This is a genomic window from Staphylococcus sp. LCT-H4 (assembly GCF_001866145.1).
In the GTDB taxonomy this organism is placed as follows: domain Bacteria; phylum Bacillota; class Bacilli; order Staphylococcales; family Staphylococcaceae; genus Staphylococcus; species Staphylococcus succinus.
The window spans coordinates 761,026-777,168 of record NZ_MODY01000001.1; the positions used below are offsets into that span (position 1 = coordinate 761,026).

Annotated in this window: 12 protein-coding genes; 6 read left to right on the forward strand and 6 right to left on the reverse strand. The window is 34.6% G+C overall.

Features of this window, described 5'->3' with window-relative positions:
* Positions 1-16 precede the first annotated feature (16 nt).
* The 6 genes from gyrA to dnaA form a co-directional block, all read right to left on the reverse strand.
* Positions 17-2,695 carry a DNA gyrase subunit A gene (gyrA, locus tag BK821_RS03490; RefSeq protein ID WP_071331203.1) on the reverse strand — a complete coding sequence of 893 codons (2,679 nt, stop codon included), beginning with the start codon at positions 2,693-2,695 and terminating at the stop codon, positions 17-19.
* A 35-nt stretch (positions 2,696-2,730) separates the two neighbouring features.
* On the reverse strand, positions 2,731-4,662 hold the full coding sequence (gene gyrB, locus BK821_RS03495; protein ID WP_177165123.1) for a DNA topoisomerase (ATP-hydrolyzing) subunit B: 1,932 nt from the start codon (positions 4,660-4,662) through the stop codon (positions 2,731-2,733).
* Between the two features lie 12 nt (positions 4,663-4,674).
* Positions 4,675-5,790: a DNA replication/repair protein RecF gene (gene recF / locus BK821_RS03500; protein ID WP_046837922.1), complete on the reverse strand. Its 1,116-nt coding sequence runs from the start codon at positions 5,788-5,790 to the stop codon at positions 4,675-4,677.
* The gene (yaaA, locus tag BK821_RS03505; protein WP_176721603.1) at positions 5,787-6,020 is read right to left on the reverse strand and encodes a S4 domain-containing protein YaaA; all 234 of its coding nucleotides are present in this window, start codon (positions 6,018-6,020) and stop codon (positions 5,787-5,789) included. Before yaaA ends, recF begins: the two co-directional genes overlap by 4 nt.
* Positions 6,021-6,523: 503 nt before the next feature.
* Positions 6,524-7,657: a DNA polymerase III subunit beta gene (gene dnaN / locus BK821_RS03510; RefSeq protein WP_082104729.1), complete on the reverse strand. Its 1,134-nt coding sequence runs from the start codon at positions 7,655-7,657 to the stop codon at positions 6,524-6,526.
* Positions 7,658-7,898: 241 nt separating this feature from the next.
* Entirely contained in the window at positions 7,899-9,257 is a 1,359-nt protein-coding gene (gene dnaA / locus BK821_RS03515) for a chromosomal replication initiator protein DnaA (RefSeq protein WP_071331204.1), read from the reverse strand.
* Between the two features lie 730 nt (positions 9,258-9,987).
* Here dnaA and rpmH point away from each other — a divergent pair.
* From rpmH to noc, 6 genes are all read left to right on the forward strand, one after another.
* A complete protein-coding gene (gene rpmH / locus BK821_RS03520) occupies positions 9,988-10,125 on the forward strand; it encodes a 50S ribosomal protein L34 (RefSeq protein ID WP_000240855.1) in 138 nt (45 codons plus the stop codon).
* A gap of 158 nt (positions 10,126-10,283) precedes the next feature.
* Positions 10,284-10,628, forward strand: coding sequence for a ribonuclease P protein component (gene rnpA, locus BK821_RS03525; protein WP_046837918.1), 345 nt, complete (start codon positions 10,284-10,286; stop codon positions 10,626-10,628).
* Positions 10,629-10,791: 163 nt separating this feature from the next.
* The gene (gene mnmE / locus BK821_RS03530) at positions 10,792-12,171 is read left to right on the forward strand and encodes a tRNA uridine-5-carboxymethylaminomethyl(34) synthesis GTPase MnmE (RefSeq protein WP_103356892.1); all 1,380 of its coding nucleotides are present in this window, start codon (positions 10,792-10,794) and stop codon (positions 12,169-12,171) included.
* Between the two features lie 15 nt (positions 12,172-12,186).
* Positions 12,187-14,064 (forward strand): tRNA uridine-5-carboxymethylaminomethyl(34) synthesis enzyme MnmG, encoded by a 1,878-nt coding sequence (gene mnmG, locus BK821_RS03535; protein ID WP_046837916.1) that lies wholly within the window; start codon positions 12,187-12,189, stop codon positions 14,062-14,064.
* Between the two features lies 1 nt (position 14,065).
* Positions 14,066-14,785, forward strand: coding sequence for a 16S rRNA (guanine(527)-N(7))-methyltransferase RsmG (rsmG, locus tag BK821_RS03540; protein WP_071331205.1), 720 nt, complete (start codon positions 14,066-14,068; stop codon positions 14,783-14,785).
* A 43-nt stretch (positions 14,786-14,828) separates the two neighbouring features.
* On the forward strand, positions 14,829-15,668 hold the full coding sequence (gene noc / locus BK821_RS03545) for a nucleoid occlusion protein (protein WP_046837914.1): 840 nt from the start codon (positions 14,829-14,831) through the stop codon (positions 15,666-15,668).
* Positions 15,669-16,143 lie beyond the last annotated feature (475 nt).

Here is a 16,143-nt window from a genome sequence, read left to right on the forward strand (position 1 = left end):
TTTTTGTAATAACACTTTATTCTTCTTCATCGTCTGCATGATCAATATCTTCATTCACACGATCCATAAAGTCTTGTCTTACCTCTTGACGACCATCTTCATCAGCGTCGTCTTCAGTGTGTATAGCATTGCCTGGAACATCATCTTCAATAACTGTTTCATTTACCGACTCTTCTTGAGTAAGTTGTTCCGTTTGTGCTATTTCTAGCGCTTCGTTATCAGTTTCTAAATCTTCGGCTTCTTCAGCTGCCTTATCTTCCTCACTAACTTTCGCTACAGTTGAAACAAATTGATCATCACTAAGTTTAATCAATCTTACACCTTGTGCAGCACGTCCATTTTGAGAAATGTCTTGGATATCAATACGGATGATAACACCTGAATTGGTCACAACCATTAAATCTTCTTGACCATTCACTGATGTAATACATACGATGTTACCATTACGCTCTGTGATTGTAGCCGTCTTAATACCTTTACCGCCACGGTTAGATAATCTATAGTCATTAACTGGTGTACGTTTACCGTAACCATTTTCTGTCACAACTAAAATCTCATCGTCACTATCAGATTGCGTAACATCTAGTCCTACAACTTTATCGCCATCTCTAAGTGTAATACCTTTTACACCTGCTGCGGTACGACCAAGTGGACGTAATGAATCTTCTGGGAAACGTATAAGTGATGCATGTGACGTACCAATCAGAATATCATGCTGACCATCTGTTAATCGAACTGCTATCAATTCATCGTCATTTTTAAAGCTAATCGCTATCTTACCGTTTCTATTAATATGTGCAAAGTTACTTAACGCTGAACGTTTCACTCTACCTTTAAGAGTCGCAAATATTAAGTAGTCTTCTTCGCTTTCTAAATCTTTCACGGCAATCATTGTGCTAATCACTTCATCGCTATCCAATTCAATCGCATTTACAACTGGGATACCTTTAGACTGACGTGAGAGTTCTGGCACTTCGTAACCTTTAAGTTTGTATACACGGCCTTTATTCGTAAAGAATAAAACATTATCATGGGTACTTAATGTTACAAGTTGGCTGACAAAGTCTTCTTCTAACGTATTCATACCTTGTACGCCACGTCCACCACGATGTTGTGCTCTATATGTTGAAACTGGTAAACGTTTAATATAATTGTTGTGACTTAATGTAATTACAATTTGTTCTTCAGGAATTAGGTCTTCATCTTCAATATTATCTAAACCACCGAGTTGAATTTCAGTCAGACGATCATCACCAAAACGCTCACGAACATCCATAAGTTCATCACGCACAATTTGTAATAACTTTTCCTCGTCTGCAAGAATAGCTTCTAACTCTTTAATATATTCAATTAAATTATTATATTCTTCTTCAATCTTGCCTCGTTCTAGACCAGTTAAACGTCTTAAACGCATATCCAGAATAGCTTGTGCTTGACGTTCAGACAATTTGAAGTCTTCTTGTAAGCTTGCCATCGCAACTTTATCTGTATCTGAGTCACGAATCACTCTTATAATTTCATCGATATTATCTAATGCAATTCTTAATCCTTCTAAGATATGCGCACGATCTTGTGCTTTTTTTAGATTGTATATCGTACGTCTTCTAACAACAATCTTTTGATGTTCTAAGTATTCAACCAAAGCTTCTTTTAGATTTATAAGTTTCGGTCTACCTTTAACTAAGGCAATCATATTAACACCGAATGAAGTTTGTAATGGCGTTTGTTTATATAAGTTATTTAGTACGACACTCGCATTCGCATCTTTACGTATATCGATAACGACACGTACGCCGGTACGTAAACTTGTTTCATCACGTAAATCAGTGATACCTTCTATCTTTTTATCACGTGCCAATTCTGCAATTTTTTCAATCATACGTGCTTTATTGACTTGATATGGAATTTCAGTAACTATGATACGTTGACGACCACCGCCACGTTCTTCGATTTCTGCACGCGCACGCATTTGAACTGATCCACGACCAGTTTCATATGCACGACGGATACCACTCTTGCCTAAGATCAAGCCCGCCGTTGGAAAATCAGGACCTTGAATATCTTCCATTAATTCTGCAATTGTAATATCTGGATTATGACTTAAACTCAACACACCATTGATAACTTCAGTTAAGTTATGTGGTGGAATATTAGTAGCCATACCAACCGCAATACCTGATGCCCCGTTCACAAGTAAGTTAGGGAATCTTGATGGTAAGACTGACGGCTCTCTTTCATTACCATCATAGTTATCAATAAAGTCAATCGTATCTTTATTAAGATCTTTAAGCATTTCTAGCGTTATTTTAGTCATACGTGCTTCTGTATAACGCATGGCAGCCGCACCATCACCATCCATTGAACCGAAGTTTCCTTGTCCATCTATTAAAGGATATCGATAGCTGAAGTCTTGTGCCATTCTTACCATTGCTTCATAAATAGATGAGTCACCATGGGGATGGTATTTACCCATTACATCCCCAACAATACGTGCTGATTTCTTATATGGTTTATCAGGTGTCATACCTTGTTCGTTTACTCCGTATAAAATACGTCGATGTACTGGTTTCAAACCATCTCTAACATCTGGTAAAGCACGTGAGACGATAACACTCATCGCATAATCTAAGAACGATTCGCGCATCTCACTCGTTATATTCCGTTCATTAATTCTTGATTCAGGTAATTCAGCCATCAAGATATCCTCCTTCAAAAATTCAGTTCATTGTTTTAGAAATCTAAGTTAGCATAGACTGCGTTTTCCTCAATAAACTGTCTACGATTCTCAACAACATCTCCCATTAACATTTCAAATGTTTGGTCAGCTTCTATAGCATCTTCTAGTGATACTTGTAACATTGCACGGTTTTCAGGATTCATTGTTGTTTCCCATAATTGATCCGCATTCATTTCACCAAGACCTTTATAACGAGAGAGCGACCACTTAGGACTAGGGTCTAACTCTGCTTTAAGTTTCTCTAATTCACGCTCATTGAACACATAGTATTTTTGTTTACCTTGTGTCAATTTAAACAATGGTGGTTGTGCAATATAAACATAGCCTGCTTCTAATAAAGGTCTCATAAAACGATAGAAGAATGTTAGCAGTAATGTTCTAATATGGGCACCATCAACGTCGGCATCCGTCATAATAATAATTTTATGATAACGTGCCTTACTTAAATCAAATTCTCCTCCGATACCTGTACCGAATGCAGTAATCATTGAGCGAATTTCATTGTTATTTAAGATTCTGTCTAAACGTGCTTTTTCAACATTTAAAATCTTACCACGTAATGGTAAAATCGCCTGTGTTTCTGAGTCACGGCCTGATTTTGTAGACCCCCCGGCAGAGTCACCCTCGACGATAAAGATCTCACTACGTGAAGGATCTTTACTAGAACAATCGGCAAGTTTACCTGGTAAACTTGAAATTTCTAAGGCTGATTTACGACGTGTAACTTCACGCGCTTTTTTCGCAGCAATACGCGCACGTGATGCCATAATACCTTTTTCAACGACAATACGACCCACTTGTGGATTCTCATATAAAAAGCGTTCAAAAAGCTCAGAGAATAATTTATCTACAACTTGACGTACTTCTGAGTTGCCTAATTTCGTCTTAGTTTGTCCTTCAAATTGAGGATCACCATGTTTGATAGACACAATTGCAGTCAAACCTTCGCGCGTATCTTCACCTGAAAGTCGCTCTTTATCTTCTTTGATAATTTTACTATTAAGTCCATAGCTATTTAATACACGAGATAACGAACGTTTAAAGCCTTCTTCATGTGTACCACCCTCATACGTGTGGATATTATTCGCATAGGTTAATAAATTGGTTGCATAACCTTTGTTGTATTGCAATGCAATTTCAACTTCTACATCATCTTTTGATTCATGAACATAAATCGGTTCATCGTGAAGTGGTTCTTTGTTTTCATTTAACATTTCAACGTAAGATTTAATACCACCTTCATAGTGATATGAATCTTCCCTTACTTCTTCTTCACGTTCATCTCTTAACGTAATCGTGATACCTTTATTTAAAAAGGCAAGCTCTCTAATACGTTGTTGTAATGTTTCATAGTTGTATGTTGTTGTTTCTGTGAAGATTTCAGGGTCAGCTTTAAAGCGAATCTCAGTACCAGTGTTTTCGTCTGTTTCGCCAATGACTTTCAAGTCAAATTGCGGCGCACCTTTTTTATATGCTTGGTGATAGATTTTTTCATCTTTGTGTACGTATACTTCAAGATCTTCAGATAATGCATTAACTACAGATGATCCAACACCATGTAAACCACCGGAAACTTTATATCCGCCACCGCCGAATTTACCACCAGCATGGAGTACAGTTAAAATAACCTCAACAGCTGGACGCCCCATTTTTTCTTGTATGCCTACAGGGATACCACGACCGTTATCTGTAACTTTAATCCAATTATCTTTTTCAATAATCACTTCTATTTTGTCAGCATATCCAGCGAGTGCTTCATCAATACTATTATCGACAATTTCCCAAACTAAGTGATGTAAACCTCTTTCTGCAGTTGAACCTATATACATACCTGGTCTTTTACGCACCGCTTCTAGACCTTCTAATACCTGAATCTGTCCAGCACCATAATCTTCCGTGTTATTCACATCTGACAATGCTTCCACCTTCACTTTCCGTTACTTTATAATTTCGCCTTTGTTAATGCGATAAAGTTTAGCATTCTTCATAATTTCATGATCTATTCCGTCTACCGATGTTGTAGTGACAAAAGTCTGCACTTTATGTTGAATTGTGCTTAATAAATGAGATTGACGCGAATCATCTAATTCACTCAATACATCATCTAGCAGTAATATTGGGTACTCCCCTACTTCGACATTCATCAACTCTATTTCCGCGAGTTTAATCGATAAAGCCGTTGTACGTTGTTGGCCTTGTGAGCCATACGTTTGGGCATCCATACCATTTACATCGAAACCTAAATCATCTCTATGGGGACCGTACAAACAAATCCCCCTATCTTTTTCACGTTCCATATTGTCGTTAAGCAATGTTAAGACTTCCTCTAAGCGTTCTGTCTCATTCTTTTCTTCCTTAGAGCGTTTAATGCTTGGTAAATACTTTAATGACAATACTTCTCGCTCATCTGTGATACCTGAGTGAATAGGTTTAGCTAGTGATTCAAGTTCTTTAATAAAATGTTCACGTCTTAACGTAACTTTGAGCGCATACTCTGCAAATTGTTGATTTAAGACTTCCAGCATTGTACTGTCTGTCTTTTGACCATATTGCAATTGCTTCAAATAATTATTTTTTTGTTTTAAAATGCGTTGGTATTGTGACAAATCATTTAAGTAAACTGCAGAAATTTGTCCAAGTTCCATATCTATAAATCGACGTCTAATGTGTGGCGAGCCTTTGACAATATTTAAATCCTCAGGCGCAAACAATACGACATTCAAGTGACCGATATATTGTGTCAGTCTACTTTGTTCTAAGTGATTGATTTTTACTTGCTTGCCTTTTTTGGTTACATACATCGTTAGAGGCATCTCACCATATCTATAACTAAGTTCACCCTCTATTTTAGCATATTCACTATCGAAACGTATAAGTTCCTTGTCATTCGATGTTCTGTGGCTTTTAGCCAATGCTAAAGTATAAATAGATTCAAGGAGATTCGTCTTCCCTTGGGCATTTTCACCAATCAATATATTTACCTCTGGATGACAATTTAAGGTAATTGATTCATAGTTACGATAGTTTTCTAGCTGGAGTGTCTTTAATTTCATTCTTCACCTTGATGTAAAATCAAAAATGAACCGACTTCTAGTATTTCAATACGATCTTGATGGTTTAATTTTTTACCACGACGTGTTTCGCGTTCGTCGTTAATCATGACTTCGAAGTCTTGTAAGAACCATTTTGCTTGTCCACCAGATTCGATAATACCTTCTGTCTTAAGAAATTGTCCTAGTGTGATGTCTCCATCAACAATTACTTCTTCAACCAAATCAATCACTCCATTTCTTTATAAACTCATTAATATATTATACCTTTTTTAGCAGAAAATTTCATGTAAAATACAGTTAGAAAGCGATTTCTTTCTACTTATTTTGATTTATTTTCAATAATTATTTTCAAACGTGTCTTTAGTGACTGTTTTACTAATAATATTATATCAAACATTTATTCCTAAATTAGAATTTTATTTAAATATTTATTATTTCTAACGTGTTAACTTATCAATTCTTTTGAATTTGAAAGCCATTTTAAGATGTTTTAAAGCACATATAACTATTTTGTGGTGTTTTACCTATATTTTAAACTGTCGTATCAAGAATAGCCTCTGAGTAGCCTTAAAATTGATATGAGGTGATTTATATAACTTTTACATTTAGAAGTGATTTCTTTAAGGTCTTTATTTCTATACACGTTTATAAACAATCAATTACTTTTTAAAATTTTTTCACATAAAAAAAAGCCCAGACAAAATACATTGTCTAGGCCCAAATCATCAATTGCTTAGTATGTTCTAATTGGTAAAATTAATTGTGTCACTGAATCATCGTCTTTAGGTTTTAAAATAAATGGTTTCATTGTGCCAAAGAACTCAATCTCAACTTCATCGTTATCGATTGCTTTCAATGCGTCCATCATATATTTTGAGTTGAAAGAAATTTTTAAATTTCCGCCTTCAACATTACTTGCTCTAACTTCCTCATTTACAGTACCAATTTCTGGAGACGTCGAAGATAATTCTACTAATTCATTACCAGTACTTAGTTTAATAACGTTATTGCCACCTTCACGTGCTAATAATGATGCACGATCAATTGCGTGATAGAATTCTCCGTTATCTATACCTAATTTAAATTCATAATTCTCTGGGAACAAACGTGAAGTATCAGGATAATGTCCTTCTAATAAACGTGAGATAAAGTTTACGTTACCAACTTTAAATAAAACTTGATTAGATGCAAAGAAAATATCAATATCTTCTTCACTATCGCTCATGATTTTGTTTAATTCTGATAATGCTTTACCTGGAATGATGACATTTTTATTCTCAGAATTATCTTCTAAAGCTACTTTTCTTACAGCCAAGCGATGCGAATCTGTGGCAGTGCATATTAATTCATTATCTTGTATAAGCCAGTTGACACCTGTGAGTACTGGGCGTGTTTCTGAGGTGGACACTGCGAAATTCGTTTGTGCTATCACGTTTTTAAGTACTTTTACAGATAATTGAATTGCATCATCACGAGAAACTTGTGGCAATAATGGATATTGATCAGGATCTAATCCACTTAAATTAAATTCAGAATGACCTGAAGTTATTAAAGTTTGAAATTGCTCATTTGTAGAAAGTTTAACTTCTTTACCTGGTAACTTTTTAATAATATCTACGAAAAAACGACCAGGGAGTACAACTGAACCTGTTTCTGCAACTGCAATAATCTCTTCACCATCAACTTGTTTAGGTATTGTTATTTCTATTGAGATTTCTGAGTCTGATCCAGTAAGTATTACTTCGCTATCTTTAACATCAATTTTTATACCTGTTAATATGGGTAATGTTGTTCTTGGTGAGATGGCTTTAAGTGTGTCATTTAATTGATTAATGAAATAATCTCTTCTTATTGTGAATTCCATCATTTTTAAACTCCTTCCAGTCGTTTATATATAAATTATATAGGTTTTAAAATCGTAGTAATAGTAGTAGGGCTTGTGGATTAGGGGATAACTCAAAAAAGCTCAAGCACCACAATATTTAATGGCTGTGTATAACTTGTGTGTAGTGTGTATTACTTTTGCACATTATCCACAATATTGAAAATATCCCTTGTATCATTATATCCTCATTTACTGACGATTAATCTGTTGTAGTACAGAATTTTTATTGATTTCTAATTTCTTTTTCTAGATTTTCAACTTCTTGTTTAAACGTTGGATCATTTTTAATATCTTTTATAATTTTTTCGTGTGCATGAATAACTGTAGTATGGTCACGGCCACCAAACTCTTCACCAATTTTTGGTAAAGAGAAATCAGTAAGTTCACGCGATAGATACATTGCTATTTGTCTTGGATAAGCAATCGATTTTGTGCGTTTTTTAGCAGTAAAATCTTCAATGCGGACACTATAATACTGACCAACAATTTTCTGGATATCTTGAATTGTTATCTTTTTAGACTTAGGTGCTTGAATGATATCTTTGAGCGCAGCCGCCGTCAATTCAGTAGTGATAGGTTGTCCTTGGAGTTTTGAAAATGCTAAAACACGAGTCAATGCGCCTTCAAGTTCACGGATATTTGATTGAATTTGATTGGCGATATAAGTTAACGCTTCAGTTGGAATATTTAAGTTCTCTTCTTCAATCTTCTTCTGTAAAATTGCCATTCTTGTTTCATAATCAGGTGGTGTAATATCAACGATTAGTCCCCATTCAAAGCGAGAACGTAAACGATCTTCTAACTTTGCGATTTCTTTAGGAGGTCTATCACTAGAAATTACAATTTGTTTATTTGCTTGATGCAATTCATTAAAGGTATGGAAGAATTCCTCTTGTGTTTGCTCTTTATTCTGTATGAATTGAATATCATCAATAAGGAGCACATCAATATTACGATACTTCTCTCTGAATTTTTCAGTTTTGTTGTCACGAATTGATTTAATAAATTCGTTCGTGAACTTTTCACTTGATGTATAAATTACTTTTGCATCAGGATTATTTGCTAATACATAGTGACCAATTGCATGCATAAGATGTGTTTTACCTAATCCTACGCCACCATAAATGAATAATGGATTGTATGCTTGTGCAGGTGCTTCCGCTACTGCAAGACTTGCAGCATGAGGAAACCTATTGCCAGGTCCTATGACAAATGTTTCAAAAGTATTATGTGTATTGAATTGTTCGCCACCAATAACAGCTTCATCAACGCCTGGAGTATAAGCTTTTTTAGCTTGATTAGCATTTTGATCTTCTCCAGATGTAACACTTTCTAATTGATCCTCAGAATAGAAAACGGGCATGATTTCATGACCAATTGCCTCGTATAATGCGGTTTGAATAATTTCAACGTAATGCGTTTTTAACCAATTGGCAACAAAAGGATCATCGATAACAATAACTGCCTCATCATTTTGTAATGAATGTAGCTTTGTATCTTTAAGAAAAGTTTGATAGCTAGGATAACTCACTTTTTCTTGAGCCAAGGTAAGGACTTTTTCCCAAATTTCTTGTTCAGACATATTAACAAACTCCATATTTTGTAAATTTTAATAGTTATACACAAAAATAACAGCAGTGGATAAATAGAATCACAGCCTGTTGATAATTATCCACAAGTTACACACAGTCAGTGGATAACTCATACAGTACTATGAATTATGCACAGGACTTTTGTATATAATTTAATAAATCAAACCCTTTATGTATCAACAATTACATGACTTATCCACACAATTATACTTTTTAACATAGACCTCTGTCAAATGGGTGTGCATATGTTGTTAAATCGTAGGAGAAGTTGTGAATAGTGTGAAAATTATCCACAAAATCGAACGTTCTATATGTGTATAAGTGGATAACTTTGAAGAATAAATAGTATACCAAAAAAAGAAACATTTGTGGGTCTTGGGAAATAATTTATAAAACTGTATGAAAAATGTATAAAGAGGAATGTTATTATTTGGAAAAGTTCTAAATGTTGTGGCAGAGGCGTTTAAAGCAGTTCTTAATATAAATCTTTCATTATAATGATGATTTTTGATGATTTTGAAGGTATAATTAATTTAATCTATATTACTAAGATCTCTTAAATTGGTGCTTGCTTTATAAAATATATTTTGTTATATTGAAATAGTTGCTTGAATCAAGACTAGAAATTAATTAAGTTAAATCAAGACTTAAAGCAGAAGCGTATATTAATTTATCTATTATAATAGTTAGATAACCGAATAAACATGGAGGTGTTTTTACATGGTAAAACGTACTTATCAACCAAATAAACGTAAACATAGTAAAGTTCATGGTTTCAGAAAACGCATGAGCACAAAAAATGGCCGTAAAGTGTTGGCGCGCCGTCGTCGTAAAGGCCGTAAAGTTTTATCAGCATAAGATCACTGACTCATCAGTGGTCTTTTTTTTGGTTTTAATGAGGGAAAATGACTTAAGCATAGTAGTAGTTTTTACTATATAATAGTAGCTTAGTTAGAGTTTAAGGCATATATTAAGATAGAATATATGTAATGAAGAAGATAAGCGAGTGATGTTTGTTGGAGAAAGCATACCGAATCAAAAAGAATAGTGATTTCCAATTTATTTATAAAAAAGGAAAATCTGTAGCTAATAGACAATTTGTAGTATATACAAAACCTAACAAAGATTTAAAACATTTTCGTTTAGGCATAAGTGTTTCTAAGAAATTAGGTAACGCTGTTGTAAGAAATCGTATCAAACGAGCGATTCGCGAAAACTTCAAAATCCATAAAGAAGATATTATACCAATTGATATTATTGTTATTGCAAGACATCCTGCTAAAGATATGGATACTTTACAAATACAAGCAAGTTTAGAACATGTTTTGAAAATAGCAAAAGTTTTTAATAAACGTGTGTAAGCAGGGTAGGGGAGTAATGAATTAAGACTACCGTTAGCCTTGCATCAGACAAACCTAAGACTATCTTACCTAGTTTTCAATCAAGATGTTCGCTTTTTAATGTTAAACTATTTACAATATTATAATGATAATTTTTAAGTCGAGAAGGAGGCGAGATGTGATGATGGATTTAGATACAATAACGAGTATATCCACACCAATGGGCGAGGGCGCTATAGGTATCGTGCGTTTATCAGGTGTTGATGCAGTAAATATCGTAGACAAATTATATAAGGGTAAAGACAAACTCGAACATGTTAAATCACATACGATAAACTATGGTCATATTATTGATCCTGAATCAAAAGAAGTTATAGAGGAAGTAATGGTTTCTGTATTGCGTGCACCAAAGACATTTACCCGTGAAGATATTGTTGAAATTAACTGTCACGGTGGTATTTTAACAATTAATAGAGTATTGGAATTGACGATGACTTATGGGGCTCGAATTGCAGATCCTGGTGAGTATACGAAACGTGCATTCTTAAATGGGCGTATTGATTTGTCTCAAGCTGAAGCAGTGATGGATTTTATTCGTTCTAAAACCGATCGTGCATCTAAAGTTGCAATGAATCAAATAGAAGGTCGTTTAAGTGATATGATTAAGCGACAGCGACAGTCCATTCTCGAAATTCTTGCTCAAGTCGAAGTAAATATAGATTATCCAGAATATGATGATGTAGAAGACGCAACTACAGAATTCTTACTGGGTAAGTCAAATGAAATTAAAACAGAAATTAACCAACTATTAGACACCGGAACTCAAGGTAAGATTATGAGAGAAGGACTATCTACCGTTATTGTAGGAAAGCCGAATGTTGGGAAATCATCAATGTTAAACAACCTTATCCAGGATAATAAAGCAATTGTAACTGAAGTCGCAGGTACAACACGCGATACGCTTGAAGAATATGTCAATGTTAGAGGTGTACCTTTAAGGTTAGTAGATACTGCTGGTATACGTGAAACTGAAGATATTGTTGAACGTATAGGCGTTGAACGTTCTAGAAAGGCGTTGGGCGAGGCAGATTTAATTTTATTTGTATTAAATTATAACGAATCACTTTCAGAAGAAGACCGTAAACTTTATGAAGTAATTAAAAATGAAGATGCTATCGTCATCATTAATAAGATGGATTTAGAGCGTCAATTAGATATAGATGAAGTTAAAGCAATGGTCGGTGATATGCCACTAATTCAAACATCAATGTTAAAACAAGAAGGTATTGATCAACTAGAAATTCAAATAAGAGATTTATTCTTTGGTGGCGACGTTCAAAGCCAGGACATGACATATGTTTCTAATTCAAGACATATTTCACTGTTAAAACAAGCTAGAAATGCCATTCAAGATGCTATAGATGCTGCAGAAACAGGTATACCGATGGATATGATTCAAATTGATTTGACGAGAACTTGGGAACTTTTAGGCGAAATCATCGGAGAATCAGCAAGTGATGAATTGATTGATCAATTATTTAGTCAATTCTGTTTAGGGAAATAATAAGGAGGAAAAAGTATGGCTCAAGAATATGATGTAGTAGTAATAGGAGCTGGGCATGCTGGTGTCGAAGCGGGACTTGCTTCAGCTCGACGTGGTGCGAAAACGTTAATGTTAACAATTAACTTAGATAATATCGCATTTATGCCATGTAACCCGTCCGTTGGTGGACCGGCAAAAGGTATTGTTGTACGTGAAATAGATGCCTTAGGCGGTCAAATGGCGAAAACAATTGATAAAACGCACATACAAATGCGTATGTTGAACACTGGTAAAGGCCCAGCTGTAAGAGCATTACGTGCACAAGCAGACAAAGTGTTATATCAACAAGAAATGAAAAAAGTGATTGAAGATGAAGATAATCTCGATATCATGCAAGGTATGGTAGACGAATTAATTATTGAAGATGATGTCATTAAAGGCGTGCGTACAAATATTGGTACAGAATACTGGGCAGAGGCAGTAATCATTACAACAGGTACGTTTTTACGTGGAGAAATTATCTTAGGCAATATGAAATATTCAAGTGGCCCTAATCATCAATTACCATCTGTTTCACTTGCTGATAACTTACGAGGTTTAGGTTTTGATGTTGTGAGATTTAAGACAGGTACACCGCCACGTGTAAATGCAAAAACAATAGACTATTCAAAAACTGAAATTCAACCTGGCGATGACGTTGGTAGAGCATTCAGTTTTGAAACTACTGAATATATCTTAGATCAATTACCATGTTGGCTAACATATACAAATGGTGATACGCATCAAGTCATTGACGATAATTTACATCTATCTGCAATGTATTCTGGAATGATTAAAGGTACAGGTCCAAGATATTGTCCTTCAATCGAAGATAAATTTGTAAGATTTAATGATAAACCACGTCATCAGTTATTCTTAGAACCAGAAGGAAGAAATACAAATGAAGTATATGTACAAGGTCTATCTACAAGTCTTCCTGAACATGTACAACGTCAAATGTTAGAAACGATCCCTGGTTTAGAAAAAGCAGATATGATGCGTGCGGGCTATGCTATTGAATATGATGCAATTGTACCTACACAATTATGGCCAACATTAGAAACTAAAAAAATTAAAAATCTTTATACTGCGGGTCAAATTAATGGCACATCAGGTTATGAAGAAGCGGCTGGTCAAGGTATTATGGCTGGAATTAATGCAGCAGCTAGAGTACAAGACAAAGATGAAGTCATCTTAAGTCGTTCTGACGCATATATTGGCGTATTAATCGATGACCTTGTTACTAAAGGTACAAACGAACCTTATCGTTTATTGACTTCACGTGCAGAATATCGCTTATTATTAAGACATGATAATGCAGATTTACGTCTAACTGACTTAGGTTATGAATTAGGAATGATTTCAGAAGAGCGTTATGAACGTTTTAATAAGAAACGAGAAATGATAAAATCAGAACAAGCACGTTTGAATAGTATTCGTATTAAACCGCAAGAACGTGTTCAAGAAATTATCGAAGCACAAGGCGGTTCCCGCTTAAAAGATGGTATATTGGCTTTAGAGTTATTACGTCGTCCAGAAATGACATATGATTTAATTATAGACATTTTAGATGAAGCACATCATCTACCAGAAGATGTGGAAGAACAAGTAGAAATTCAAACAAAATATGAAGGATACATCAACAAGTCTTTACAACAAGTTGAAAAAGTAAAACGCATGGAAGAGAAAAAAATTCCAGAAGACTTAGATTATAGTAAAGTAGAAAGTTTAGCGACTGAAGCACGAGAAAAATTAACAGAAGTTAAGCCGTTAAACATTGCTCAAGCTTCTCGTATTTCTGGCGTAAATCCAGCGGACATCTCAATTTTGCTTGTGTATCTAGAACAAGGTAAAATTCAAAGGGTGAATAATTAAGATGAGTGTAGAATGGTTAACTAAGCAACTCAGTACACATGGTATAGAATTATCTAATGAACAACTACAACAATTTCAAACGTATTATCAAATGCTTGTTGAATGGAATGAAAAAATGAATTTAACAAGTATAACTGAAGAACATGAAGTATATTTGAAACATTTTTATGATTCAATTGCTCCAAGTTTTTATACGGATTTGACTCAGCCATTAACAATTTGTGACATAGGTGCTGGTGCTGGTTTTCCTAGCATTCCTTTAAAGATTATTTTTCCAAATTTGCATGTTACAATTGTAGATTCTTTAAATAAACGTATTCATTTTTTAAACCAATTAGCCGAGGCGTTGGGATTAGAAAATGTAAGTTTCGTACATGATCGTGCCGAAACTTACGGAAAGGGAGCCTACAGGGAGTCTTATGATATTGTTACTGCACGTGCTGTTGCGAGACTTTCCGTATTAAGTGAATTGTGCTTACCTTTAGTTAAAAAGGGTGGACAGTTCATCGCTTTAAAATCATCTAAAGGTGAGGAAGAATTAGCTGAAGCGGGCTTTGGTATTGGAGTATTCGGTGGAAAAGTACAGGATACTATTTCATATGAATTACCAGAAGATGCAGGTGAAAGACAGATGATTATTATCGAAAAAAGAAGTCAGACACCGAAAAAGTATCCTAGAAAACCTGGAACGCCCAATAAGGCTCCATTACTAGAAAAGTAGAAGTTATTCAATACAATTAATTTAGAGGGAGCGCGTGGAATGTATGAAAAAACCTTTTTCTAAATTATTTGGTTTAAAAAATAAAGATGACATTGTTGGTTATATTGAAGAAGATTATAATAATAACGTTGAATCTATTCATATTGAGCGCATTGTGCCAAACCGTTATCAACCAAGACAAGTATTTGAGCCAAATAAGATTAAAGAACTCGCAGAATCAATAGAAGAGCATGGTTTGTTACAACCGATTGTCGTACGTCCAATCGAAGAAGATATGTTTGAAATTATTGCTGGTGAGCGTAGATTCAGAGCTTTACAGACTTTAGGTAAAACTTATGCAGATGTAATCATTAGATTTTTAGATGATGAAGAAACCGCAGTTGTTGCATTGATTGAGAATATTCAACGCGAAAATTTATCAGTGATTGAAGAAGCGGAAGCCTATAAAAAGTTATTGGAAATTGGAGATACGACACAGAGTGATTTAGCAAAAAGTGTAGGAAAAAGTCAAAGTTTCATTGCTAATAAATTACGTTTATTGAAATTAACGCCAAAAGTCATTGAACGTTTACGTGAAGGAAAAATTACTGAACGTCATGCACGTGCTATGTTAAGTTTATCAGAAGAAGATCAAGAGATATTGGTTGAGACGGTAATTAGTCAAAAGTTGAATGTAAAACAAACAGAAGCACGCGTGAAACAAAAAGTTGGTCCTGAAAAAGTGAAGGCTCAAAGATTTGAATTTGCTAAAGATCTAACTGATGCCAGAGAAACAGTTGGGAAAAGCTTAGAAACAATCGAAAAAAGTGGCGTCTATGTTGAACATCAAACTAAAGACCATGATGATTATTATGAAATAAAGATAAAATTATACAAACGCTAAATGTTATAGAAGCTCTTATCTCCTTTGAGATGAGAGTTTTTTTGAATACAAAGGAGAATAGAGCTTCTTAATGCAATAGCAAGCGCTATTGTAATCCGAGAGGAATCTCCTTTGAGATGAGAGTTTTTTTTGAATACAAAGGAGAATAGAGCTTCTTAATGCAATAGCAAGCGCTATTGTAATCCGAGAGGAATCTCCTTTGAGATGAGAGTTTTTTTTGAATACAAAGGAGAATAGAGCTTCTTAATGCAATAGCAAGCGCTATTGTAATCCGAGAGGAATCTCCTTTGAGATGAGAGTTTTTTTTGAATACAAAGGAGAATAGAGCTTCTTAATGCAATAGCAAGCGCTATTGTAATCCGAGAGGAATCTCCTTTGAGATGAGAGTTTTTTTTGAATACAAAGGAGAATAGAGCTTCTTAATGCAATAGCAAGCGCTATTGTAATCCGAGAGGAATCTCCTTTGAGATGAGAG